General features: G+C 26.7%; 24 protein-coding genes. 14 read left to right on the top strand and 10 right to left on the bottom strand.

The annotated features are described in order from the left end of the window. Positions 1-2,289: hypothetical protein (locus PWP28_RS11495; RefSeq protein WP_308644775.1), on the bottom strand; the 2,289-nt coding region annotated here is incomplete at its 3' end. A 136-nt stretch (positions 2,290-2,425) separates the two neighbouring features. Between PWP28_RS11495 and dnaN the strand changes: the two genes are divergently transcribed. The 6 genes from dnaN to PWP28_RS11465 are packed head-to-tail and all read left to right on the top strand — an operon-like array spanning position 2,426 to position 8,847. Further along, positions 2,426-3,538: a DNA polymerase III subunit beta gene (gene dnaN / locus PWP28_RS11490; protein WP_109604391.1), complete on the top strand. Its 1,113-nt coding sequence runs from the start codon at positions 2,426-2,428 to the stop codon at positions 3,536-3,538. Continuing rightward, positions 3,538-4,038, top strand: coding sequence for a 2-C-methyl-D-erythritol 2,4-cyclodiphosphate synthase (gene ispF, locus PWP28_RS11485; RefSeq protein ID WP_305081479.1), 501 nt, complete (start codon positions 3,538-3,540; stop codon positions 4,036-4,038). The genes dnaN and ispF overlap by 1 nt, the downstream gene beginning before the upstream one ends. Further along, positions 4,031-5,149 carry an MFS transporter gene (locus PWP28_RS11480; RefSeq protein WP_308644774.1) on the top strand — a complete coding sequence of 373 codons (1,119 nt, stop codon included), beginning with the start codon at positions 4,031-4,033 and terminating at the stop codon, positions 5,147-5,149. Before ispF ends, PWP28_RS11480 begins: the two co-directional genes overlap by 8 nt. A 20-nt stretch (positions 5,150-5,169) precedes the next feature. After that, positions 5,170-6,669: a YifB family Mg chelatase-like AAA ATPase gene (locus PWP28_RS11475; protein ID WP_109604394.1), complete on the top strand. Its 1,500-nt coding sequence runs from the start codon at positions 5,170-5,172 to the stop codon at positions 6,667-6,669. A 17-nt stretch (positions 6,670-6,686) separates the two neighbouring features. Next, positions 6,687-7,571, top strand: coding sequence for a bifunctional enoyl-CoA hydratase/phosphate acetyltransferase (locus tag PWP28_RS11470; protein ID WP_109604395.1), 885 nt, complete (start codon positions 6,687-6,689; stop codon positions 7,569-7,571). Then, positions 7,564-8,847 (top strand): ComEC/Rec2 family competence protein, encoded by a 1,284-nt coding sequence (locus PWP28_RS11465; RefSeq protein WP_308644773.1) that lies wholly within the window; start codon positions 7,564-7,566, stop codon positions 8,845-8,847. The genes PWP28_RS11470 and PWP28_RS11465 overlap by 8 nt, the downstream gene beginning before the upstream one ends. On the opposite strand, the gene PWP28_RS11460 is transcribed toward PWP28_RS11465, so the two are convergent. Beyond that, positions 8,817-9,701 carry a glycine betaine ABC transporter substrate-binding protein gene (locus PWP28_RS11460; protein WP_308644772.1) on the bottom strand — a complete coding sequence of 295 codons (885 nt, stop codon included), beginning with the start codon at positions 9,699-9,701 and terminating at the stop codon, positions 8,817-8,819. The two genes, PWP28_RS11465 and PWP28_RS11460, sit on opposite strands and share 31 nt — an antisense overlap. Positions 9,702-9,853: 152 nt before the next feature. Between PWP28_RS11460 and PWP28_RS11455 the strand changes: the two genes are divergently transcribed. The 3 genes from PWP28_RS11455 (at position 9,854) to PWP28_RS11445 (ending at position 13,054) form a co-directional block, all read left to right on the top strand. Then, positions 9,854-10,336 carry a glutathione peroxidase gene (locus tag PWP28_RS11455; RefSeq protein WP_109604398.1) on the top strand — a complete coding sequence of 161 codons (483 nt, stop codon included), beginning with the start codon at positions 9,854-9,856 and terminating at the stop codon, positions 10,334-10,336. Between the two features lie 102 nt (positions 10,337-10,438). Then, positions 10,439-11,161 (top strand): metallophosphoesterase, encoded by a 723-nt coding sequence (locus PWP28_RS11450; protein WP_308644771.1) that lies wholly within the window; start codon positions 10,439-10,441, stop codon positions 11,159-11,161. A 15-nt stretch (positions 11,162-11,176) separates the two neighbouring features. Further along, entirely contained in the window at positions 11,177-13,054 is a 1,878-nt protein-coding gene (locus PWP28_RS11445) for a BMP family ABC transporter substrate-binding protein (protein WP_264150580.1), read from the top strand. Positions 13,055-13,117: 63 nt separating this feature from the next. Here PWP28_RS11445 and PWP28_RS11440 read toward each other — a convergent pair whose 3' ends face one another. From PWP28_RS11440 to PWP28_RS11425, 4 genes are read right to left on the bottom strand one after another with little or no spacing between them, the layout of a single operon-like run. Beyond that, positions 13,118-13,927, bottom strand: coding sequence for an ABC transporter ATP-binding protein (locus PWP28_RS11440; RefSeq protein WP_240597510.1), 810 nt, complete (start codon positions 13,925-13,927; stop codon positions 13,118-13,120). Then, positions 13,927-14,511 carry a hypothetical protein gene (locus PWP28_RS11435; protein WP_308644770.1) on the bottom strand — a complete coding sequence of 195 codons (585 nt, stop codon included), beginning with the start codon at positions 14,509-14,511 and terminating at the stop codon, positions 13,927-13,929. The genes PWP28_RS11440 and PWP28_RS11435 overlap by 1 nt, the downstream gene beginning before the upstream one ends. Continuing rightward, on the bottom strand, positions 14,504-14,860 hold the full coding sequence (locus PWP28_RS11430; RefSeq protein WP_264150582.1) for a GntR family transcriptional regulator: 357 nt from the start codon (positions 14,858-14,860) through the stop codon (positions 14,504-14,506). The genes PWP28_RS11435 and PWP28_RS11430 overlap by 8 nt, the downstream gene beginning before the upstream one ends. A 15-nt stretch (positions 14,861-14,875) precedes the next feature. Then, positions 14,876-15,913: a hypothetical protein gene (locus PWP28_RS11425; RefSeq protein ID WP_308644769.1), complete on the bottom strand. Its 1,038-nt coding sequence runs from the start codon at positions 15,911-15,913 to the stop codon at positions 14,876-14,878. A gap of 242 nt (positions 15,914-16,155) precedes the next feature. Between PWP28_RS11425 and PWP28_RS11420 the strand changes: the two genes are divergently transcribed. From PWP28_RS11420 to PWP28_RS11405, 4 genes are all read left to right on the top strand, one after another. Further along, positions 16,156-17,862: a 2-oxoacid:acceptor oxidoreductase subunit alpha gene (locus PWP28_RS11420; protein WP_305081484.1), complete on the top strand. Its 1,707-nt coding sequence runs from the start codon at positions 16,156-16,158 to the stop codon at positions 17,860-17,862. 12 nt (positions 17,863-17,874) lie between these two features. Then, on the top strand, positions 17,875-18,750 hold the full coding sequence (locus PWP28_RS11415) for a thiamine pyrophosphate-dependent enzyme (RefSeq protein WP_109604406.1): 876 nt from the start codon (positions 17,875-17,877) through the stop codon (positions 18,748-18,750). Between the two features lie 15 nt (positions 18,751-18,765). Then, positions 18,766-19,221 carry a redoxin domain-containing protein gene (locus PWP28_RS11410; protein ID WP_206050529.1) on the top strand — a complete coding sequence of 152 codons (456 nt, stop codon included), beginning with the start codon at positions 18,766-18,768 and terminating at the stop codon, positions 19,219-19,221. 96 nt (positions 19,222-19,317) lie between these two features. After that, complete coding sequence (locus tag PWP28_RS11405; protein ID WP_158274784.1) at positions 19,318-20,037, top strand: alpha/beta fold hydrolase; 720 nt, start codon at positions 19,318-19,320, stop codon at positions 20,035-20,037. A gap of 27 nt (positions 20,038-20,064) precedes the next feature. Here PWP28_RS11405 and gcvH read toward each other — a convergent pair whose 3' ends face one another. The 4 genes from gcvH to PWP28_RS11385 form a co-directional block, all read right to left on the bottom strand. Then, complete coding sequence (gene gcvH, locus PWP28_RS11400; protein WP_109604408.1) at positions 20,065-20,406, bottom strand: glycine cleavage system protein GcvH; 342 nt, start codon at positions 20,404-20,406, stop codon at positions 20,065-20,067. Between the two features lie 21 nt (positions 20,407-20,427). Then, entirely contained in the window at positions 20,428-21,795 is a 1,368-nt protein-coding gene (lpdA, locus tag PWP28_RS11395) for a dihydrolipoyl dehydrogenase (RefSeq protein WP_109604409.1), read from the bottom strand. Positions 21,796-21,797: 2 nt separating this feature from the next. Further along, positions 21,798-22,391: a sulfurtransferase TusA family protein gene (locus tag PWP28_RS11390; RefSeq protein ID WP_109604410.1), complete on the bottom strand. Its 594-nt coding sequence runs from the start codon at positions 22,389-22,391 to the stop codon at positions 21,798-21,800. Between the two features lie 190 nt (positions 22,392-22,581). Next, a complete protein-coding gene (locus tag PWP28_RS11385) occupies positions 22,582-23,016 on the bottom strand; it encodes an OsmC family protein (protein ID WP_109604411.1) in 435 nt (144 codons plus the stop codon). A gap of 237 nt (positions 23,017-23,253) precedes the next feature. On the opposite strand from PWP28_RS11385, the gene PWP28_RS11380 reads away from it, so the two are divergent. Beyond that, complete coding sequence (locus tag PWP28_RS11380) at positions 23,254-23,877, top strand: HAD-IA family hydrolase (protein ID WP_109604412.1); 624 nt, start codon at positions 23,254-23,256, stop codon at positions 23,875-23,877. Positions 23,878-23,901 lie beyond the last annotated feature (24 nt).

Here is a 23,901-nt window from a genome sequence, read left to right as displayed (position 1 = left end):
GGATAAAACAGATATTATTTTTCCTTCTTCATTCCTTATAACAGCTTGATTTGAAATAACTTGTAGTTTAATATCTTTAAAATTCAGAGAAACATTTTTGGCAGAATAATTACCAGAGTCATCGTACGCTTCTATAAGAAGATTTTTACCATATAATCTTTCCAAATTTATTTTATAATTTATATTAAAAACTTTATTATTAACAGGAATATTTTCATCAAGAATTCTTATATTTTTTACAATTCCATTATCTATAACATTTATCATTATATAAGAATTATTAACAGTATAAGATAATTCATCTACAACATTTATAACTGGAGGTTCTTTTTCTTTTAAAGACAAAGAATCTATCTTTTTAAAGTTAAGACTTTCGAATAAACTTATAGGATTATATTTCAAGAAGTATTTTTTTTCAAACTCTTCAGATATATTGGTAATATAATCGCCATTATCTTTAAAAGAAACATATTTACCATCTGAAAATATCATTATATTTGCAACATTTTTTTTCTCTTGAACATCCCAAATCCTAATAATATTTTCATTACTTATAGAAACTAAATACCTTCCTCCTGAGTCGAAAGAAACATCAAAAATACTTTCATTATTAGCAGTTAATATACTGTTCAAAGAAGAATCTTTAGAATTCCACAAATAAATACTACCGTCTTCAGAACCTGAAGATATCAAAGCTCCATCTTTAGACCAATCAAGTATATTTATAGCTCCAGTTGAAATTCCAGTTCTACTGATTATATTTGAAAAATAAGGATCCCAAATTTCCATTATCCCATCAAATCCCCCAAGAGCAAGTAAATTACTTGAATTAGACCATTCGACAGACCATATATTATATTTAAAATCGTTCAAATATCTGACATTGTTTTTATCAAAAGGATATTGTATTAAACTAACTTTCTTATCCAATCCACTAACAGCCATAATATTACTATCCTTGTTAAAATCTATATCTTTAATCCAATTTGAATGAAGCTTATCAATTTTTTTGAATAATTTCATGTCTGGATAGGAATATATGTATAAATTCGAATCCCAACCTCCAACAGCTATATAGCTATTATCTTTAGATACTTTTACAACATTTAAATTAGAATCAGAAACTTTCAATTTATTAATTATACTACCATTATCAAGATCATAAACATATAGAAATCCTTCTCTATCAACACCAATGAGTTTAAAATCATAAGTTATATCAAATGATGTAAACAATATAGGTGTTTTAAAAAACTTCTCTATTCTTGCAGTGGAAGAATTTATTATTGCAAGATTTGATCTCTGATCCATATAAACTATCTTATCATCTATCCACAAAACTCCTGATGGTTCACTGGCAAAATTTTCAAATACTTTTTTTAATATTCCAGTTGTTATATCAACGATGTATATATTTTCTCCATCTGAAATATATATAAATTTCCAATCATAAGACCACTCTATCGCTTTTATTTTATAATCAAGATTTTTCAAATTCAAAGTTGAAAACATGGTATCAAAACTATAAACTTTCAAATCATTATTTGAAAATAAAACTGAAAAATAATTATTATTTGGGGAAAATATAACTTTTGAAATAGAATTTTGAAGATATATAGTATTTCTATGAATAAAATTCATATCAAATATACTTATTCTACCATCTACAGAAAAAACTATTATTTCATCATTAACCTTAAAAATATCTCTTATAAGGCTATTAGAAACTTTTTTATTTTGATTATGACCATCATTTATATTTATAAAAAATATATTTCCTTCAGAATCACCAATAGATATCTCATCTGAATTTAAAAAAGAAATCGAATGAATAGAATTTTCCATAATTTTTTTATAAACAAGTCTTCTTTTTTGATAATTATAAACATAAAAACCTCTATCCATAGAAGAAAAAGCTATAAAATTTCCATAACTTTTAATAGATATTATATTATCAGAAGCTTCATTTATTTGAAAATTCAAAATGGATGATTCTCTATTAAAAACATCTATAGTACCATTATAATTACCACTAAAAAAATATTTTTCATCTTCCGACCAAACACCATTAAAAGGTTTTGAAGATGTTTCAAAATAATTCATAATACTAAAATCCTTGGAATCATAGACCTTTATATAATCTTCATAAATGAAAGATATAAAATTATTATAAGGACTTTTTATAAGTACCTTTATATCTGAAGTATCGTATGAACTTAAAACAACATCAACAGCAAATGAAAGAGCTAATTGAATAATAAAAACAAAAATAAAAATATATTTTTTCATATAATAACCTCACATTCAAATATCATATATATTATACCATAAATCAATGTTTAGAAATTGCTTTTTGTTGTTTTTTAGGCGTTTTTGTTGTAAAATAGAAATATGAAAAAAACAAATATAATGAGGAGGATGAAAAATGACTTTCGAAATAGAAAAAAAGGGTTTAAATAACGCCTTAGAAATGGCAAGTAATGCCGTTGCCAGAAAAACAACAAACCCCGTCTTAGCAGGAATAAAAATGCATGCAACCAAAGATAAGTTACATATATATGCAACAGACTTACAAACTGGATTTCATATATCTCTTGATTCAAAAAATAATGATGAAGAATTTTCATGTGTTGTAGATCAAAAAGTTTTTTCTGAAATAGTAAAAACATTACCAGATGGACTCATAAAAATAACTTATAATGAAATACTTGAAGTTGAATCTGGAAACTCCAGTTTCAAAATTCCCACTATGGGTGCAGAAGAATTTCCAAAAGTTATACCAGATGTAATGGGAAGTACATTAGAACTTGAAAAAGATACTATATTAAAAATGATAGAAAAAGTAATATTTTGTGCTTTAAAAGACTCAGACCCATTATCAAAAAATTTAAATGGTGTTTATTGGGATTTCAGAGAAGGAGGATACTTAACCTTAGTTGCATCAGATAGTTATAGACTCGCATTATCTGAAAACAAAATTCAAGAAGATACAATTCCTTCATCTTTTCTTCTTTCATTAAAAAGTATGGAAGAATTGAAAATCGTACTCTCTAATTCCAAAACAGAAAAAATTAAATTAAATTTTGATGGTTCAAGAGCTTTATTTCATTTTGATGATGAAAATATAGAACTCGTTTTAAATGTTGTAGATGCAAAATATCCTAATTACACCGATATAATCCCACAAGCTTTCAAAACAAAGATGACTATATCAAATTCACAGTTCATGAGTTCTTTAAAAAGAGTATCAATTGCTGCTGGAAAAACAGAACAAATAAAAATGCAAATAGAAGAAGATTCTATAACCTTTACTGCAAACTCTCCAGATGTAGGAGAAGCAACAGAAACTCTTCCTATAGAAAAAGATGGAGAAGACATGTTAATAGCTTATTCACCAAGATTTTTAAGAGAAGCAATTGAAAAAATTGAAACAACAGAAATAGAATTCAATATATCTGGAGATATAAATCCCACTATATTAAAACCAATTCAAGATAATAGCTATATGTATATAGTTATGCCTACAAGGTGGGCATGATGTTAAAAGTAGGTTTTGGATATGATGTTCATGCATTGGTAAAAGGAAGAAAATTAATATTGGGTGGTTTAGATATTAAACATCCGAATGATCTTGGTCTTTCAGGTCATTCGGATGCTGATGTATTATTACATGCTTTGATAGACTCATTAATAAGTATTTCTAATTACGGTTCAATAGGAGAACTCTTTCCAGAAAATAAAGAAAATAAAGATATAAGTAGTCTTATCTTGCTGGAAAAAACTGTTAAAAAATTGAATAATGATTATATTTTAAAAATAAACAATATAGATATAACTGTAATAAGTAAAAGTATAAGAATAACTGAAATAAGAAATGATATATCAAAAAAAATAGAAAAAATATTAAAAATAAAAAAAGACCAGATAAACATAAAGGGGAAAAGCGGTAACTCCATAGGAAATGCTGGAAATGATAAAGCTATTGAAACTTACTGTGTAATTCTTGCTGAAATACAAAGAAGGGATAATAATGAATGAAAAAACCTCTCGAAACTTTACATTATTAACAATGTTCATATTATCCTTAATTTCAAATACAGTTGCCCCACTCATGACAACAATACAAGACATCTTTTCAATAACAGTTGCAACATCATCCATGATACCAGTAATGACTACCGTTGGTGTATTAATATCTAATTTGAGTGGAAGTCTATTAATAGCTCAATTGGGATTAAAAACATTTTTAAATATTTCATTGATAGAAGCCTTAATCGGAAGCATTATTTTTTTAATTTCAAAAAATTTTACAATGGTATTAATAGCAGTTTTCTTTATAGGAGCTTCTACAGGTAGTGGATTCATGAGCTTGAGCAGTATAACAGCTCATCTTTCAGAAAAATACAAAAATTTTGGTACATTGAATGGTTTTTTTGGAGTTGGAGGAATAGTTGCTCCATTTCTTGCTGGAATATTTATAAAAAATAATATAAATTTTAGAACTATATATATATCATACATAGTAATATTAATAATTATGATGTTCTCATTAAACACAAGAAAAATAATAAAAAATATAAAATATGAGCCAATAAATATAATAGAAGCTTCAACAATAATAAGCAAAAAAACAGTCATATTACCTTTATTATTATTCTTACTTTATTCTGGAACAGAAATAAGTGTAATAACTTGGTCTGGAAATTTTTTAAACACTGAAATAGGCTTAACAAAATCAAATTCATCTATATACTTGAGTATATTCTGGATATTATTTACTTTCGCAAGATTTGTAACAAATTATTTGAATAAAAAGATAACTTCTTTAAAAACTATACAATATTTTTCTATTCTCTTCATAATAAACTTAATACTACTATTAACAACCAAAAATCCTATATTTTTTATACTAATAGGTCTATCATTTGGTCCAATATTTCCTTCAGCTCAAAACTATTCTTCAAATATATTAAATGGTAGAGAACTTGGACTATTCAATGGCCTAACCTTCGCAGCAACGGGATTGGGAGCTTTAATAATATCACCAATAATGGGAATAATAGGAGAAAGCAATCTCTATATGTCATTTTCAGTACCATTTTTAACCTTTGCAATAATAGTAATATTAACTAAAATTCTACATAAATAATCTGGGAGGGGGATATCCTGGTGAAATATTCAAGATTAAAGACAGGAGCAATAAATGGATTTAATGTTGAAGAAATACTTGTAGAAATAGATATAAACTCAAGATCAACAATTCAAAACTTTAAAATAGTTGGCATGCCAGCAACATCAATAAAAGAAAGTGAAAAAAGAATATTAAGTTCAATTAGAAATAGTAATTATAGAGTACCAAATGGCTCAATAATAGCAAATCTATCACCAAGTTCAATAAAAAAGGAAGGTTCACATTTTGACCTTCCTGTTGCATTATCTATTCTTGAAGCATCTAAACAAATAAAATCAATACCAGAAAATTTATATACTTTTGGTGAACTTGGTTTAAATGGAGAAATAAGACCTGTAAATGGTATAACTCTTTATTTAATGGAAATAAAAAATAAAATAAAAAATAGCAAATTCATAATACCGAGAGAAAATCAAGATGAAAGTCAATTCATAAAAAAAGAAGATATATTTGTAATAGATCATATAAAAGACATAGAAAAAATATTATTGGGAAAAACAGAAAATTATAAACCAAAAATAGATAAAATAATAGAAGAAATATCAGATTTAGATTTTTCAGAAATAAAAGGTCAATTTCTAACAAAAAGGGCCATAGAAATAGCCGCCTGTGGATTTCATAATATAATAATGAATGGACCTCCAGGTTCAGGTAAAACAATGATAGCCAGAAGAATTCCAACGATACTCCCAAACATGACTAAAGAAGAAATAATAGAAACAACAAAGATATACTCTATTTCTGGAATGATAAACAAAATCATAGAAAAAAGACCTTTTAGAGCACCTCATCATACAGCTTCATCAGCTTCAGTTATTGGTGGGGGTTCAAATCCAAGACCAGGTGAAATAAGTCTTGCGCATAATGGAGTACTTTTTATGGATGAATTTCCTGAATATAAAACAGATGTAATAGAAGCCTTAAGACAACCTTTAGAAGATGGAAAAGTTACAATTGCAAGATCAAAGGCTTATGCAGAATATCCTGCAAAATTTATGCTCGTAGCAGCTCAAAATCCTTGTCCTTGTGGATATTATGGTGACAAAGAAAAAGAATGCACATGCTCTATGGTGCAAATAATGAATTATAATAAAAAAATATCCGGACCCATATTAGATAGAATCGATATAAGAATATCAGTTCCAAGAGTAAAAATAGATGAATTAATGTCAAAAGATCCCGCTGAAAAATCTGAAAATATAAAAGAAAGAGTTTCTAAAAGTGCTCTTATTCAATTAAAAAGACAAAATAAATTGAATGGGAAATTAAATAATAAAGAATTAAAAAAATTTTCTAACATGTCGGATAAAACAGAAGAATTTCTAAAAAACACTTCAAAAAAATTAAATTTAACTGCAAGATCTGTAAACAGAATAATAAAAGTATCTAGAACAATCGCTGATATGGATGAAAAAAAAGATATACAAATAAAACATTTAGCAGAAGCTTTTAATTATAGAGGAAAAGATTTATTTTAAATATAGGGGGAATAAAATTGAAAAACTTTGATGATTTAATTTTAAAAGCAAAAAAGGGTGGAAAAAAAAGAGTTGTTGTTGTTGGGGCTGAAGATATCGAAGCAATAAAAGCTGTTTCAGAAGCAGAACAAGAAGGATTTGCAGAACCTATTCTTGTTGGGAACAAAGAAAAAATTGAAGAAAACTTAAAAATAATAGAAAAAAACTATCAAATAATAGAAGCAGATTCAGTAGAAGATGCTGCTGGAAAAGGCGTAAGATTAGTTTCTTCATCGACAGCTGATGTACTTATGAAAGGTAATATAAAAACATCAACATTATTAAAAGCTGTCTTAAATAAAGAATGGGGATTAAGAACTGGAAATGTTTTATCTCACTGTGCAGTAATAGAAACTGAACACTTACAAAAATTAATAATGGTAACAGATGGTGGAATGATAATAAATCCAACACTGAAAGAAAAAATTTCGATAATAGATAATTCAGTTTCACTCGCACATTCAATTGGTATAGATATCCCAAAAGTCGCATTAATAGCTGCTGTAGAGGTTGTAAACCCAGATATGCAAGCTACTATGGATGCTGCAATACTAACTCAAATGAATAAAAGACATCAAATAAAAAATTGTATTATAGATGGTCCTCTTGGTATAGATAATGCGCTTGATATGATGGCAGCTAAAATAAAGAAAGTAGATGGTGATGTAGCGGGAAAAGCAGACATATTAGTTGTTCCCGATATACACTCTGGAAACTTCTTAGGAAAATCCGCAATATACTTTGCAGGTGGTAAAATAGCTGGCTTAATTTTAGGAGCAAAAGCTCCAATAATAGTCGTATCAAGAGCAAATGATTCAAAATCTAAATTAGCCTCTCTAGCGCTTGGAGTTTTGAATGCTTAAAAAAGAATTCAAAATACCTTATTTTTTTGAACTCTTCATAATAACAATAATAACTATTTCAATTTCAAAAATAAATGCAATTGCAGGTATTTTATCTGCAATTGCATTTATTATTTTATATTTAATAAAAAAAAATTACACAAAATCAATATTGATAATACCTATAATATTAAATATGTTTTTAATCTCAGATATTCCAAATAAATCATTGGGAATGCTTGGGACAATAATAGACAAAGATGATAGTAAATATAAAATAATGATAAACAAATTCTACGATGAAAATTGGAAAAAAACAAACAAAATCTATATAACTTATTATTCAAAATTCTCAGTTGAACCATTAAAAAATGGACAAAAAATCTACCTGTATGGTAAAAAACAAAATAATAACATAATAAAAACAGATTACATTGCAACTAAAGGAAATAAATCAATACTTCAAATAAAAGATCTAATAATAAATCAATTAAAAAATAGACTCAAAGATCCTAATACTTTCGACATAGTAAAATCAAGTATTATGGGAAATATACAAAATAAAGAAAAATTTAAAAAAACAGGAACATTGCATCTATTTGCTGTATCTGGATTTCATGTATATATAATATACTTTATCATATCTAAAATAATAAATTTATTAATATACAAAAAAAACATACGATTAATACTTTCAACAATAATAATAAATTTCTATTTAATACTAACAGGATTTTCTGCAAGTTCATTAAGAGCTGTATTATTATTAAGCATAATAAACATATTTAAGATATTAAATCTACAATATGATAGTCTAAACATATTATCCTTAATAGGATATATAAATCTCATAATAATCCCAGAAAACCTACAAAACATAGGATTTTTAATGAGTTATTCAGCTACATTTATGATACTGTACACAAATAAAAAGCTTAATAATTCAAAAATAAAAAATATAATAATACCCATATCAGCTTATATAGGTATATTTCCAATTTCTTTATATTCGTTTGGAGAAATATCATTATCAGGAATAATAATAACTCCAATAATTTCGCCTATAATAGGACTATTAATATTATTAGGTTTTTTTAATATATTAATAAATTCTGTAATTTTACAATCATTCACAAATACAATAAGTAGCGGAATATTAAACTTTCTAAAAATATTTGAAAATATTCCGCTATTAAAAATTGAAAATAACTTTTTAATATTTATAATATGGTGCATAATATTCATTTTTTATATTATAATTTTAAATCATTTAATAAAACCAAGACCTTTAAGATAATTTTGAGCAACAACTTTTGGTTCATATCCTTCAACATCAACTAAATAATTAAGCCTTATCATTATATCTTCATTCAAATACCTTTTTAAAGGTTTTAAAATATCTTTGATTTCAGGATATTTATCCAATATTTCTTTTCGAACCATAACAGACGGATAATATGCTGGAAAAAAGTTTTTATCATCATTTAAAACAATTAAATCATATTTTAAAATTAAAGCATCTGTAGAATAAACCATTGAAACATCTATTTTCTTACTATTAAGAGCTGTATAAGTCAAACCAGCTTCCATAGTTTTAATATTCATTCTTGGAACATCCATCTCATAATAACTTAAAACAGAAAAAATACCATCTGCTCTTTGATAATATTCTGGATTAACACCAAAAATAATATCTTTATTTTCTTTCAAATATTCAGAAAGATCACTCAAAGAATAAATATTATTCTTTTCTGAAAACTCTCTTCTAACAGCCATTCCATAAGTATTATTAAAATTTATCATATCTAACCAAACTATAGAATTTCTTTCTAAATCTTTTTTTGCCACTAGTTCAAATAATTTAACTGGATCATAAATTCTTTCATCTTTCTTAAAATATGCAGCCCAAGCTGTTCCTGTATATTCTGGATATATATCAACTTGACCTGTTTCAATTGCCTTTCTCAATGGAAATGAAGAAAGACCAAAATTTTCTTTTATTTCAAAACCATTTTCTTTCAAAAGTTCGGATACTAAATTTGATACAATATACCCTTCTGTAAACATCTTTGCTCCAATGATCAATTCTTTAGCAGCAAATAAATTTAATATTAAAATCATAAACAAAAAAATAGTTAACTTTTTCTTCATCAAAAACACCTCCTATTTTTATATTTAAATAATATCATATTTTTAAATTATTTTAAAATTTAACATTTTTATACCATTTGACTTTAAAGAAAATAAATATTATAATTGATTTATATAGATTAAATCTAAAAAAATTAAAAAGAGGTGGTAAAATGTCATTTTATGAATTATCAGCAAAGACTAATATGGGTATAAACAAAAACATGAGTGAGTATAAAGGAAAAGTCCTATTAATAGTAAACACTGCGAGTAAATGTGGTTTTACTCCACAATATGAAGAATTACAAGAACTTTATGAAAAATATAAAGGAAAAGATTTTGAAATACTTGCATTTCCATGTAATCAATTTGGCGAGCAAGAACCTGGCTCAAATGAAGAAATTAGAAGTTTCTGTAAATTAAATTATAATGTAACTTTCCAACTATTTGATAAAATAGATGTAAATGGAGAAAATACTCATCCAATATACAAATACTTAAAATCTGAAGTAAAGGGTCTTTTAAATAGTGAAGATATAAAATGGAATTTCACAAAATTTCTTTTAGATAAACAGGGCAATGTAGTAAAAAGATATGCTCCTATAAAAAAGCCACTTTCTCTATCAAAAGATATTGAAAAATATTTAAATAAATAAAAAATAAACGAGTAGATTTAATTCTGCTCGTTTATTTTTTATGCAAAAGTTTTAAAATGAATATGATAAAATATATAAAAAGTGATTAAAAAGGAGAAACAAATGATAGATATAATATCTGTATCTGATGAAGAAGTCACATTAAAAAACAGAGAAAACAAAAATTATGATCTATTGATTGGATGTGGAGACCTTTCACCTGGATATATGGACTATGTAAATAATGAATTCAAGCCTTCATTGAGTATAATGGTACATGGAAATCATGATAAAAAATACTTCCCAGAAGTATACAAAGAAGAAAATGAAAAATATTCTGATATATATAAAGGTTTTCTTGTTCTAAATAAAAGTCTCATAAACCTAAAAAGATACATAAAAAAAGATATCAATATAATGGCCTTTTCAGGAGCTTTATCATATGGAATAAAACCATTTCATATATCTGAAAAAGACACTGCAAAATTCAAAAGAGATATTAACATAAAAATGCTTCTAAAAAGAATTAAAAATATAGACATAGTAGCGACACATAATCCGCCTCTAATAGAAAACACAATAAAAAAATTTGATAGATATCATATACCTTCAAAAAATCTCGGTGATATGTACAAACAAATATTTCCTAAATTATGGTTATATGGACATATACACAGAGCTTATACTATAAATCAACTTGATTTTAAATTAAGAAAAGAAAATATGATATCCTATATGATAAATTCAGTTCCTTATCAAAAAATAAAATATGATGAAGAGAAAAAAATTATTCTTGAAATAAAAAGATTAAAAGCTACAAAAACTAAAGAGATAGTTTTAAAATAATTTGGGGGATTAAAAATGTACAATAATAGAAATAAACTAACAGATGAATATTTAAAAGCCAAAAAAATTGGAAAAAAAGACTTTATAAGTAAAATTAGTTCTGGAAAAGAAGGTTATTTACCATCCTTAGAAAACATAATAGAAAATGTTGATATAATAAGGGAAGAAGATCTCGGATTAGTTGATATACCTTTAGAAAAAATTCAAGGTACTTACTATCATTCAAGAGCTTTATCCTTTGCAAATAATTTTTACCCAATATTCGATGAAAAAACAGAATTTTCTATAAAATGGATAAATCTATTACAAATTCAATATGAAGAAGGTATAAGAGATCCAATAGAAGTTTATGAATATCTAAACTGGTTCTACGTTGTAGAAGGTAATAAAAGAGTCAGTGTTTTAAAATATGTAAATGCCTATTCAATACAAGCAAAAGTGAAAAGACTCGTTCCAAAATGGGATCCAGATGATCAAGAAATAAAAATATACTATGAATTCTTAAAATTTTATAAAAAAACAAAAATTAATGAGTTATGGTTTACAGAAGAAGGAAAATTTGCTCAAATGTATGACATAATAAAAACTCACAAAACTCAAAATTCTCTTATAAATGATAAATATAAAGATTTCATAACAACTTATTTCATACCTTTTAAAAAAACTTATAATATAATTGGCGGACAAAAATTAAAAAAATCTGCCGGCGATGCTTTTTTAAAATATATAGAAACATATGGATTAATAATAGATTCAGACAATAAAATATTCAAAAATAAGGTAAAAGAAATAATAAAAGAAATAGAAAGAGAATCTGGTACAGAAGGATTAAATATATGGCAATTACCAAGAATATTATTCACAGGTGAAACAAAAATAAAAGTAGCTTTCATATATAATACTGGAATAAATGAATCTGCATGGACTTATTCGCATGAAATAGGCAGAAAATACGTTCAAGAAAAATTTAAAAATGAAATAGAAACAAAATCTTTTGAAAATATAGATAATATAAAAAAATTCAAAGAATTAATGGAAAAAATTGAAAAAGAAGATTATAAACTAACTTTCTCAACAAGTTTTGACTACTTAAATGAACATAAACAATCTCAATTTCAAAATGTAAAATTTCAACATTTTTCTGGATATCAAACACAAGAAAATATAAACACCTACTTTGGAAGAATGTATGAACCAAGATATTTAACTGGAATAATAGCCGGATTAAAAACAAAAACAAATGTAATAGGCTATGTAGCTCCTTTTGGCATACCTGAAGTAATAATGGGAATAAATGCTTTCGCCCTTGGTGTAAAATCAGTAAACCCTGAAGCAAAAATTTGGATTGGATGGACAAACTCTTGGGCAAATAAAGAATATGAAAAAAGGACAACAGAATATCTTATAAACATGAAAAATTCTGATATTTTAACTCATCATCAAGACAGTGCAGAAGTTATGAAAATTGGAGAAAAATATGGAGTTTATACTATAGGATATCATTTTGATATGAGAGAATTCGCACCAAAAACCTATTTAACTTCAGTAATATGGAAATGGGGAAAATATTATTCAAATATAATACAAGATGTAATCAAAGGCTCTAATTTTTCTTTCTTTGATTTATTTGGAGGATCCGAAGAAATTGAAAAATTCTGGGGTGGATTAAAATCTGGTATAGTGGACATAGCGCCTATGAGTAATAATATAAAACCTCAAACACAAAATTTAATAAACATAATAAAAGAACAAATAAAATCCGATGATAATATGATATTCAAAGGCCCTATATATGACTCAAAAAGTAATCTTAAAATCCCAAGAAATGTACAAATAAATGATGAACAACTTATAAAAATGAATTGGTTCTTAGATAATATTTTATTTGAATAATGAAAATATAAAAAAGAGAAGATATATCTATTAAAAATATCTTCTCTTTTAATATTAAAAAAATTAAAAAGGACTAAAACCTTTATTTTCTTTCAAATAAGCCAATGAAATTTCTTTAAATGTTGCATATCTTCCAACATCCTCATCAGTTTCGATCAATATCTCTTCATTTATATTAGCAACAACTTTACCATTAGGAACTGTCTCACCCTTATTAATAATCCTATGCTTAGATTTTGCATCATCTATAGTATCAGAATATAAAACTTTTCCTTCTTTTATTATAGCAAAAGAAGTCGAAATCTCTTCAAGTTCATATATTTCATGAGATGAAATAATAATAGTTTTATTTCTATCTATTGCAAAATTTCTAATTATATCCAAAATTTCATGTCTAATAACTGGATCAAGATTTTGAGTAGGTTCATCCAAAATTAAAAGATCTGCTCCACTTGAAATAGTCAAAGCAAGATGAAACAAAGTTTTCTGCCCCATAGACATAGTTGAAACTTTCTGATTTAAATCATATCTATAATGAAGAATAAAATTAGAAAAAACTTCTTCATCAAAATTCGGATATAACATTTTCCATAATTTAAAATAATCTTCGCCTTTAAATCTTTTAAAAGTCAATCTATCTTCAGACATAACAGCTATATTAGTCTTAAGCTTTGCACTAAATTTTTCACCAAATATACTTATATTACCACTATCTGGTTTAAGATCTCCATAAAGACATCTCATCGTAGTAGTTTTACCCGCTCCATTAGGACCTATTAAAGAAAAAACTTCTCCTTCTGGAACTTCAAAAGATACTCTATTCAAAATAGTTTTAGAACCAAAACTTCTAACCAAATTATTAACAGAAATCATTATTTCTGAACCCCCTTTCTACAAAAAAATATAAAGGCAGAAATAAATAAAATAATACTAAAAATTCCAGATAATAATAAAGATTTTTGAAAAATAGGTGAAAAAAGTTTATATGGATTCATATTTGGAATATCAAATCCGCCTATAATACCAACAAAAAAGTCTATTGCAAGCACTAACAAAGGTATTCCAAAATTATCCATTCCAAAAGTAACGCTTAAAATAGAAACAGAATAATAAAAAGTTATAAATATTAATTGTTTAATAAATAAACTCCAAATCATAAAATTAGGTATTTGATAAAAAGCAACTCCCGCAAAAGTCGTTATGGTAGTGATAAAAATTAAAAATAAATATGAATTCAAAAAGATATCTCTATATGAAAAAGGAAGAGCTATCAAAGTTGAAAATTTTCCATTATGTATATCAGAAGCCAACATAAAAGTTATAAAAATAAAAGAAAAAATCATCTTTGTATAAATTTCAGGAATCATTAAAAAAAGTGAAAATATTGCAATTCTTCCAGCTTTTTCAGTAAATTCTTTCATAAAATAAGCTTCAGTTTTTTTAAGAAAATCAGTCATCCTTCCATACCTCCTCCAACAAAAGCATACTCATCTGTAAATCAATATTACAATCTTTGAGTGCCTTAACAGCATCTCTTATTATATTAATTGCCTTATCACTCACAGAACTGTCCTCCATTATAAAATAACCAACTCCATGTTGAGCTTCAATAAGGCCTTCATTAGATAATTTTTCCAAAGACCTCGTTACTGTATTTATATTAACACCAAAAATTTTTTGCATTTCTCTAACAGGTGGAAGTTGATCTCCACTTTTCAAGTTTCCCATTATAGTTTCCTTACGAATTTGATTCATAATCTGAATATATGCAGGGATTCCACTATGTTTATCGACCTTCCCAAGCATTAAAATCACATCCTTCTAATCAATTCTATTAATAAGAATACCCTTATCACTTCTTATATCAAACTCACCTTTATTATCTTTTCTTGTTATTATTTCAACATCCCCTATTTCTCCATACAACTTAATACTTCTTTTATCCTCTTCCCAATTATCAAGATATTCAAGACTACCATTTATAGTAGTACCAGAAGAATAAAAATTTTCTGTTTCATGCAGCTTTAAATCGAAATTAATAGAAGTACCTTCAAAGTTTAATTTCTTTACATAAAATTCACCAGAAATATCTAAGACATCAGATTTAATATTAAATGTTTCTGAATCTATAAGAAAATTATTTAATTTAACAGAAACTCCATCGATATCTATAAAATCAGAATTAAAAAAAGATGTCAAATAAACAACATTGCTATTTATATTAACATTTTTAGAATTAATGCCATTAAAAACTTTTAAATTAACGACATCTAAATCAATATATTTAGATGAAAAAGAAGAACCTTTCATTTCCAAATAAGATGCATCGACAAAAAGCGATGTATAATCATTATTCTTAGTCCCTATAATTATCTTCATTTTAGCATTCAAATAATCTCTTGAATCAAAAATAATTTTATTTCCATCATAATAATAAGTTAATTCAGAAGGTATGGAAATCTTATTAGACTCTTCATCAAAAACCAGTTCAAATGCACTTCCTCTAAAAGAAATTTGATTAGAACTCTTTATTTCCATATCTGGAATATAAACCCTTGAAAAATCATATTTCCAAATTTTTTTATATTCATTATCATTGTATAAATACATCCAAAAATTAGAAAAATCTCTTTCAAAATTCCTACTTTTATAAACAGCTATAGAAACTCCAGGCAATAGAAAAAATATAGCTACAAAAATAATTAAAAAGACAGTAAACTTTCTAAAATTCAAAGCTAACATAAAAATTGCCAAAAAAGCAAATATAACCTTAAAGACTGCCGAAGGAATAAAAACCCCTAAAATTGCAAATAAAACTGCAATAACAGCTCGAAATATATATTGATATTTCTTGGTCATTAAAATACCTCCCGATAAAAATTATTTATTTAGTGTTATATTAAAGTATAACACTTAAGTTTAAAGTTTGTCAAGCTCACAAACTTTTTTTAGAAAAACTTAACGTATAATTCCGATAATTTTGATAGAAATTAGTTTAATCGAAATAGATTATATGTTATAATATATATAAAAGAACTTTAAAAAACAAAAATAAAAATTAACAATTATTTTTATAATTAGACAATCGAGGAGGGACACAAATGGGAAAAATATTCAAAGATGATGTCTCAATAGTTTTATCTGGAGAAGCAGGTCAAGGAATTCAAACAATAGAAAAAATACTGACAAAAATACTAAAAGAAGAAGGTTTTAATGTATTTGCAACCAAAGAATACATGTCAAGAATAAGAGGTGGTAGTAATTCTACAGAAATAAGAGTTGGATCTGATACAGTTAGAACACATATAAACAAAATAGATCTATTATTACCCCTAACAAAAAAATCAGTAGATCATTTAGAAAATCGTATAGATACTGAAACGATAATAATAGCTGAAAAAGAAACTCTAAACCTTGATAATAAAAACTTAATAGATATTCCTATTTTTAAAATTGCCAATGAAATTGGAAGTAAAATATATTCAAATATAGTTGCTGTTGGTTTTGTTTTATCATTATTTGGAATAGAAAAAGAGCAACTGAAAAAACATATGGAAAATTATTTTGCAAAAAAATCAAAAGATATAATACAAAAAAATATTCAAGCGATTGAAAAAGGTTATGATGAAGGTAAAAAACTTTATTCATCAGAAGATCTAAAAATTCAAATAAAAAATAATGAAGAAACAAAAGATAATCTATTAATAAATGGAAATGATGCCGTGGCCCTTGGAGCTTTAGCTGGAGGTTGTGATTCTATATTTTCATATCCCATGACTCCTGGTACAGGTGTTTTATTATCTCTTGCAAATTTTTCACAAAAATTTGATGATATACTCGTTGAACAAGCAGAAGATGAAATAGCTGCAATAAATATGGCCATAGGTGGATGGTATGCTGGAGCGAGATCTATGGTGACAACATCTGGTGGAGGGTTTTCTTTGATGGAAGAAGGAGTTTCTCTTGCTGGAATGCTTGAATCGCCCATGGTAATTCATATAGCTCAAAGACCTGGACCCGCAACAGGATTGCCAACAAGAACCGCACAAGAAGATTTAAATTTGGCTTTGTATTCAGGTCATGGTGAATTTCCAAGAATAATATATGCTCCAGGTAATATTGAAGATGCATTCTTTATTGCTCAAAAAGCTTTCAATGAAGCAGATAAGTATCAAGTGCCAGTATTTCTATTAACTGATCAATATTTTGTTGACTCTTATTATAATGTTAAAAAATTTAATTTAGATAATATAAAAATAGAGAAATATTTTATAAAAACTGATAAAAATTATAAAAGATATAAAATAACTGAAAATGGTATATCACCAAGAGGTATACCAAATTACGGTGAAGGAATAGTTGGAGTTGATTCAGATGAACATGACGAATATGGACACATAACAGAAGATTTAGATATAAGAATCAAAATGATGGATAAGAGAATGGGTAAATTAGATCTATTAAAAGAAAATGCCATAATGCCTGAAATAATAGGTTCTGAAGATTTTAAAAATCTCATAATATCTTGGGGCTCTAATTATAATTCTGTAAAAGAAGCTTTAAAAAAATCAAAAATCAAAAACACATCTATGCTTCATTTCACACAATTATATCCTCTAAATAACAAAGTAAAAGACTTATTAAAAAAAGCTGAAAAAATAATAGTAGTTGAAAACAATGCAACTGGACAATTCGCAAATTTATTGAAATTAGAGACAAATATAAATATTGATAATAGAATTTTAAAATATGATGGAATGCCATTTTCAGTTGAAGAATTGATTAAAAAAATAGAAGAAATAATATAAGGAGGTATTAACATGAATGAAACAAAAACTTTCTCACTCGATTATGAAGATAATTTAGATATAGCTTGGTGCCCTGGATGTGGAAATTTTGGTATATTAAACTTATTGAAAAAAACTCTTGAAGAGATCGAAAACCTAAATCCTGAAAATTTTGTTTTAGTTTCTGGAATAGGACAAGCAGCCAAAATACCTCATTATTTTAAAACAAATTTTTTCAATGGTCTTCATGGAAGAGCTTTACCAGCAGCAACAGCTATAAAAGCAACAAGACCTGATTTAACAGTTATAGCTGAAAGTGGTGAAGGAGATATGTATGGTGAAGGCGGAAATCATTTCATACACACTATAAGAAGAAATATAAATATAACAAATATAGTACATGATAATATGATATACGGATTAACAAAAGGTCAAGCTTCACCAACAACTCAAACTGGCATGACAACTCCTGTACAAGTAAATGGCGTAATATTAAAACCATTTAATCCAATAGCTGTTGCAATAGCAACTGGTGCAACTTTTGTCGCAAGAGGAAGTGTAACAGACCCTAAAACAACTACTGAAATAATAAAAGAAGCGATAAAACACCCAGGTTATGCCCTAGTAGATATATATCAACCTTGTGTGACTTTTAATAAAATAAATACTTTTAAATGGTTCAAAGATCATACATATAAATTAGATGAAAAATACGATTACACAAACAAAGAAGAAGCTATCAAATTAGCTTTAAAAGAAGATGAATTTCCACTTGGAATAATATATAAAAATACTGAAAGAAAACCTTTTGATGAACAGTTAAGCATATATAAAAATACAAAAGAACCTCTGTATAAAAGGCAAAGAAATTTAAAAAGAATTGAGGAATTCATTAATTCCAAAAAATAAAAAGGGGGAAATATTATGGAATTGAAAATTGGAGAAAAAGCACCAAATTTTAAAATTTTAGATCAGGATGAAAAAATTTTTGAATTAAATGATTTCAAAGGAAAAAAAATATTACTTTCTTTTCATCCATTTGCTTGGACACCTGTATGTGAAACACAGATGAAAAACTTGGACATAAAACATGATGAATTTGAAAACTACAATGTAATTCCAATTGGAATAAGTGTAGACTCAGCACCTTGTAAAGCTGCTTGGGGAAAAGAATTAAAATTAAAAAAATTGAAATTAGGCTCTGACTTCTGGCCTCATGGTAAAATAGGAAAAGATTATAATCTATTTTTCGATGAAAAAGGATTTGACAAAAGGGCAAATGTTTTAATAGATGAAGATGGAAAAGTAATATGGATGAAAGAATATGAACTTTTAGAACAACCTAACTTAAGTGAAATATTTGATTTCTTAAAAAAATAAAAATTTAACCGAGAGTTCAAAACTCTCGGTTTCTGTTTATACTCTTAAACATGATATAATACTATGAAGATAAAAAATAAAACGGGATGTGAAATGATGAAAAAATTTTTAAAAATAATAATCTTATCTTTTATTATAGTATTTATATTATTCAGTATATGGTCATTAAATCCATTAGGACCGATGAAAGAAGCCAAAGAAATTTTAAATTCAAATAATGAAGGAATACAAATAGAAAATACTTCTAATATAGTATTCAAACCTCAAAAGTATGAAACTGGATTAATATTTTATCCTGGAGGAAGAGTAGATCCAAAATCTTATTCAATATTTGCAGAAAAATTGGCAGAAGAAGACATATTAGTAATAATAGCAAAAATGCCTTTCAATCTTGCAATATTCAATTCATATAAAGCTGATAAGATAATACAAGATTATCCAGAAGTAAAAAATTGGTATATATCTGGTCATTCACTTGGCGGAGCAATGGCAGCAAAATATGTCTATGAAAATCCAGATAAAATAAAAAATCTCATATTATACGCAGCATACCCGGCCGAAAACAATGACCTTTCAAATTCAAATATAAATGTATTATCCATTTATGCTGAAAATGATGGACTTGCAAATCAAGAAAAGATAAAAAATAATAAACAATATTTACCAGATTCAACAAAATATGTTGAAATAATTGGAGGAAACCACGCACAATTTGGATATTATGGAGAACAAGAAGGCGATAATCCATCCCAAATAAGCCGAGAAGAACAAACAAAAATAATTATACAAAATACCCTAAACTTTATAAAAAAATAAGACCTTTTTAAGGTCTTATTTTTTATATCAATCTTCATCCTTTAATGAGTCAAGTTCAGATTCATCAGAAAGTTCTATTTTATAAATCCAACCTTCACCTTCAGCATCTTCATTTATTTTTTCTGGAGCGTCTTCAAGATCAGAATTTACTTCTATAATTTTTCCGCTAACAGGTGAATAAATATCTCCTGCTGATTTAACAGATTCAACTGAACAAACGGCGTCACCTTTCTTTATTTCTTTTCCAACTTCTGGAAGATCTACATATGTTATATCTCCCAATTCGTCAGCTGCACCAACCGAAATTCCAACTGTTCCAACATTGCCTTCAACAATCACATATTCATGAGATTCAGCAAACTTCTTCATAAAATCCCTCCTACCGAAAAATTATAAATGTATAGCTTTACCTTCAGCACCTTCTATGGCACCGAGGAATGATTCCGTTAAAGTTGGATGAGGATGTATCATATCTGCCAATTTATCAACTGTTAAACCTTCTTTAACAGCAATTACACCCTCCATAATCATATCAGTTGCATTAGGAGAAACAGCAGATACACCCAAAACTTTGCCACTTGATTTATCAGCAATTATTTTGATAAATCCATCTTTTTCTTCCATGGTTCTCGCTCTACCATTAGCAGAAACTGGAAATTTTGAAATAATAACTTTTTCTAAATCCACATCTGATTCTCTCAAACCAGTTGAAGCAACTTCTGGACTTGAAAAAATAATAGACGGAACTGCTGAATAATCCATAGTTTTAATCTCTCCAGCAATATTATGTGCTGCAACAATACCTTCCATACTTGCAACATGAGCAAGCATTATTTGAGCTCTCAAATCTCCAATAGCATAAATATTATCTATATTAGTTTTAAGAGTTTTATCTGTAACTACACCTTTTTCTATTTCTAATCCAAGATCTCTCAAATCTTGAGGAATATTAGGTTTTCTTCCAACAGCCATTAAAACCTTAGAACTTTCAAAAGAAATCTCTTCATTCTTTTCTACATCAAGAACTTTAGTTATAAAAGAATCATCATTTTTTTCAACTCCAAGAACCTTATGCTTTTCTAATATCTTAACACCTTTTTTCTTCAAAGATTTCTTGACTTCATTTGCAACATCTACATCCTCATAAGGAAGTATATGATCAAACAACTCAACAAGTATTACCTTTTTACCAAGAGTTGCAAAAAAAGTTGAAAATTCTACTCCTATTACTCCCCCACCCATAATCAAAATAGATTCAGGTAATTCATCCATCATAAAAACATCATTACTTGTCCAAATTCCTTCAACTTCAGAAAATGGTGGAAACATAACAGGAACAGAACCATGTGCTAAAATGATATTAGAAGACTCTACAACTTCTTCTGTTTCTTTTATCATAATATGATTCTTATCTTTAACAATTGCGGTACCTTTGAGCACTTCTATATTATTTTTTTTCATCAAGAACTCTACACCTTTTCTTGACATTGTGATAGATTTATTCATATGTTTCATGATACCTTTTACATCATAATCAACATTATCTATATTTAAACCAAACTTCTTTGATTTATTATTTATCTCATCATATAAATGTGAAGCTGCCAACATAGCTTTGGTAGGTATACAACCCCAATTAGTACATGTACCACCAAAATTTTCTTTTTCAATTATAGCAACTTTTTTTCCAAGTTGTGCAGATCTTATTGCTGCAACATAACCACCAGGTCCTCCGCCTATAACAGCTACATCAAACACAATTATCTCCTCCTTATATAAATACGAGTATCACCCAACTTATCCTCATCAACTGCTAAAAGTTCATGACCTTCAGATCTTATATTATCCGGAATTCTCTCCTTAGATAAAGGATAATCAACAACTACTACGAGAATTTCTTCTGGCTTCATCTCTCTCAAAGTATTTCTACACTGAATATCCGGAACTGGACACATCTCTCCCCTGACATCTAAAACCTTATCAGGTTTTATAGATTTTATTTCTTCAATAGAAGAAGAATAAATTTTAACCATTCCAGAAGAAAAAGCTCTTGTTCCTTTTATCCCAGAAAGTGCAGATATAGCAGCTTCAATAAGCTCATATAAATATTTAGAAGCTAAATCATATCTCTCAGTATTTTCAAGCTGAAAAGATCTTATCAATCCATAATTTTTTAAATATTTTAAATGTCTATAAACCGTTGAAATATCCATATCTAATTGCTTTGAAATCTCTGTTGCAGTAAAACACTGTTCTTTTAATAAAATTAAAATCTCAAGCCTCGATTGATTTGATAAAATTTTAAACAGTGTAGGTAAGTCCAACGATTGTAATCTCGAATCAAAAATTTTCATATGTACTCCTCCATAATAAATACTTCCATATGAAATATTATAACAAATAAAATAAAAAAAATAATAGATTTTTATAATATTAATTTAAAACTTCTAAATATAAAAAGCGAATTTTAAATTTCATTTTGGTAACATAACATTATTGTAATAAAAAACTTTTAAAACAAAAACCGGCAAAAGCCGGTCTGAATTATCCTAAAGTTATTTTTACAGGTGTAGGATTTTTTATATTGTCAGAAACAGGACATCTTTCTTCAACCTGTTCTAACCATTTATTCAATGTTTCTTCATCGGCATCAGTATCAGGAATCATTTTAACATTTATTTCTTGATATCCAGCTCTTTCTTCATCAGATTTTCCCATGAATTTTGCAGGATTTAAAAATCCATCTAACTGTACCTCAAGTCCCTTTAATTCAAAACCCATTTCCTTAGCAACAACATGTCCAACTACATTTAAACAACCAGCCAAAGCAGCTTGAACATATTCAACTGGATTTGGTCCATGATCAGTTCCACCTAAGTTTGATGGTTCATCAACGATTATTTCAAAATTTCTTGCTTTAACAACAAGTTTTGTAGGATTTTCACATTTTGCACTTACATTAACAGTCATTTTTGGCATAAAAACAACCTCCTTATTTGGTATATGATAAAATATACAAATTCATTATATAAGAAATATATTTCATAAACATTTCGTTACAGTTCTTATACTTTAATTTTTCTTTAACCAACCTTAATAATTATATCACATTCATTTTTTTTAAAATTAAAATACAAAAAAAAATAACATTTTGTGAATATTCTCACCATATGATATAATATAATGGTAATTAATTTATCATGAAGGGGTGAATCTATGAAATTCCTAAATTACATATGGGATTTTGGGGGAACATTATTTAACATATATCCTGCTTATAGTAAATCTGTTATAAACATATTAGAAAAAAATGGAATAGAAGAAAATTTTGAATCGATTTATAAAAATTCTAAAATTTCCAAAAAAGCTCTTTTAGATTATTTAAACGAAAAGTATCAAATTGACAAATCTACAGAAAAAAATATAAAAAAAGCTGAATCATTCGTTCCTTTTGAAGAAAGACAACCTTTCGAATTCACAGAAATGATATTAAAATATGTTGTAAAAAATAAAGGAAAAAATTTTATATTTACACATAGAAGTTATAAATCAGCTTCAACTTTATTAGATCATTATCATTTATCTGGATATTTTTATGATATAGTCACAAAAGATGATCTTTTTGAAAGAAAACCTCATCCTGAAGGTATCAATCATTTAATAAACAAACACAATTTAATAGAAGAACAAACAATTACCATAGGCGATAGAAAAATAGACATCATAGCCGGAAAAAATGCAAATATTTCAACTATATATTTTAATCCTTGTGGAAAAAAATTTGAAATTGCAGACTATAATATAAAAAATTTTAAAGAAATTCTTGAAATAATAAAATAAGAAAGAACTGTTTTATAAAACAGT

Source organism: Oceanotoga sp. (assembly GCF_030445905.1).
Lineage (GTDB): Bacteria > Thermotogota > Thermotogae > Petrotogales > Petrotogaceae > Oceanotoga > Oceanotoga teriensis.
This window is presented reverse-complemented; position numbering and strand designations above follow the sequence as displayed.

Excerpts from the sequence above, each read along its gene's own strand:
- PWP28_RS11435 (WP_308644770.1), bottom strand. The coding sequence starts at position 14,511 with ATGACTGATTTTCTTAAAAAAACTGAAGCTTATTTTATGAAAGAATTT.
- PWP28_RS11380 (WP_109604412.1), top strand. The coding sequence starts at position 23,254 with ATGAAATTCCTAAATTACATATGGGATTTTGGGGGAACATTATTTAAC.
- PWP28_RS11390 (WP_109604410.1), bottom strand. The coding sequence starts at position 22,391 with ATGAAAATTTTTGATTCGAGATTACAATCGTTGGACTTACCTACACTG.
- PWP28_RS11420 (WP_305081484.1), top strand. The coding sequence starts at position 16,156 with ATGGGAAAAATATTCAAAGATGATGTCTCAATAGTTTTATCTGGAGAA.
- PWP28_RS11430 (WP_264150582.1), bottom strand. The coding sequence starts at position 14,860 with ATGCTTGGGAAGGTCGATAAACATAGTGGAATCCCTGCATATATTCAG.
- gcvH (WP_109604408.1), bottom strand. The coding sequence starts at position 20,406 with ATGAAGAAGTTTGCTGAATCTCATGAATATGTGATTGTTGAAGGCAAT.
- PWP28_RS11455 (WP_109604398.1), top strand. The coding sequence starts at position 9,854 with ATGTCATTTTATGAATTATCAGCAAAGACTAATATGGGTATAAACAAA.
- PWP28_RS11385 (WP_109604411.1), bottom strand. The coding sequence starts at position 23,016 with ATGCCAAAAATGACTGTTAATGTAAGTGCAAAATGTGAAAATCCTACA.
- PWP28_RS11450 (WP_308644771.1), top strand. The coding sequence starts at position 10,439 with ATGATAGATATAATATCTGTATCTGATGAAGAAGTCACATTAAAAAAC.
- PWP28_RS11425 (WP_308644769.1), bottom strand. The coding sequence starts at position 15,913 with ATGACCAAGAAATATCAATATATATTTCGAGCTGTTATTGCAGTTTTA.
- PWP28_RS11460 (WP_308644772.1), bottom strand. The coding sequence starts at position 9,701 with ATGAAGAAAAAGTTAACTATTTTTTTGTTTATGATTTTAATATTAAAT.
- PWP28_RS11410 (WP_206050529.1), top strand. The coding sequence starts at position 18,766 with ATGGAATTGAAAATTGGAGAAAAAGCACCAAATTTTAAAATTTTAGAT.
- dnaN (WP_109604391.1), top strand. The coding sequence starts at position 2,426 with ATGACTTTCGAAATAGAAAAAAAGGGTTTAAATAACGCCTTAGAAATG.
- PWP28_RS11445 (WP_264150580.1), top strand. The coding sequence starts at position 11,177 with ATGTACAATAATAGAAATAAACTAACAGATGAATATTTAAAAGCCAAA.
- PWP28_RS11465 (WP_308644773.1), top strand. The coding sequence starts at position 7,564 with ATGCTTAAAAAAGAATTCAAAATACCTTATTTTTTTGAACTCTTCATA.
- PWP28_RS11415 (WP_109604406.1), top strand. The coding sequence starts at position 17,875 with ATGAATGAAACAAAAACTTTCTCACTCGATTATGAAGATAATTTAGAT.
- PWP28_RS11440 (WP_240597510.1), bottom strand. The coding sequence starts at position 13,927 with ATGATTTCTGTTAATAATTTGGTTAGAAGTTTTGGTTCTAAAACTATT.
- PWP28_RS11405 (WP_158274784.1), top strand. The coding sequence starts at position 19,318 with ATGAAAAAATTTTTAAAAATAATAATCTTATCTTTTATTATAGTATTT.
- PWP28_RS11480 (WP_308644774.1), top strand. The coding sequence starts at position 4,031 with ATGAATGAAAAAACCTCTCGAAACTTTACATTATTAACAATGTTCATA.
- ispF (WP_305081479.1), top strand. The coding sequence starts at position 3,538 with ATGTTAAAAGTAGGTTTTGGATATGATGTTCATGCATTGGTAAAAGGA.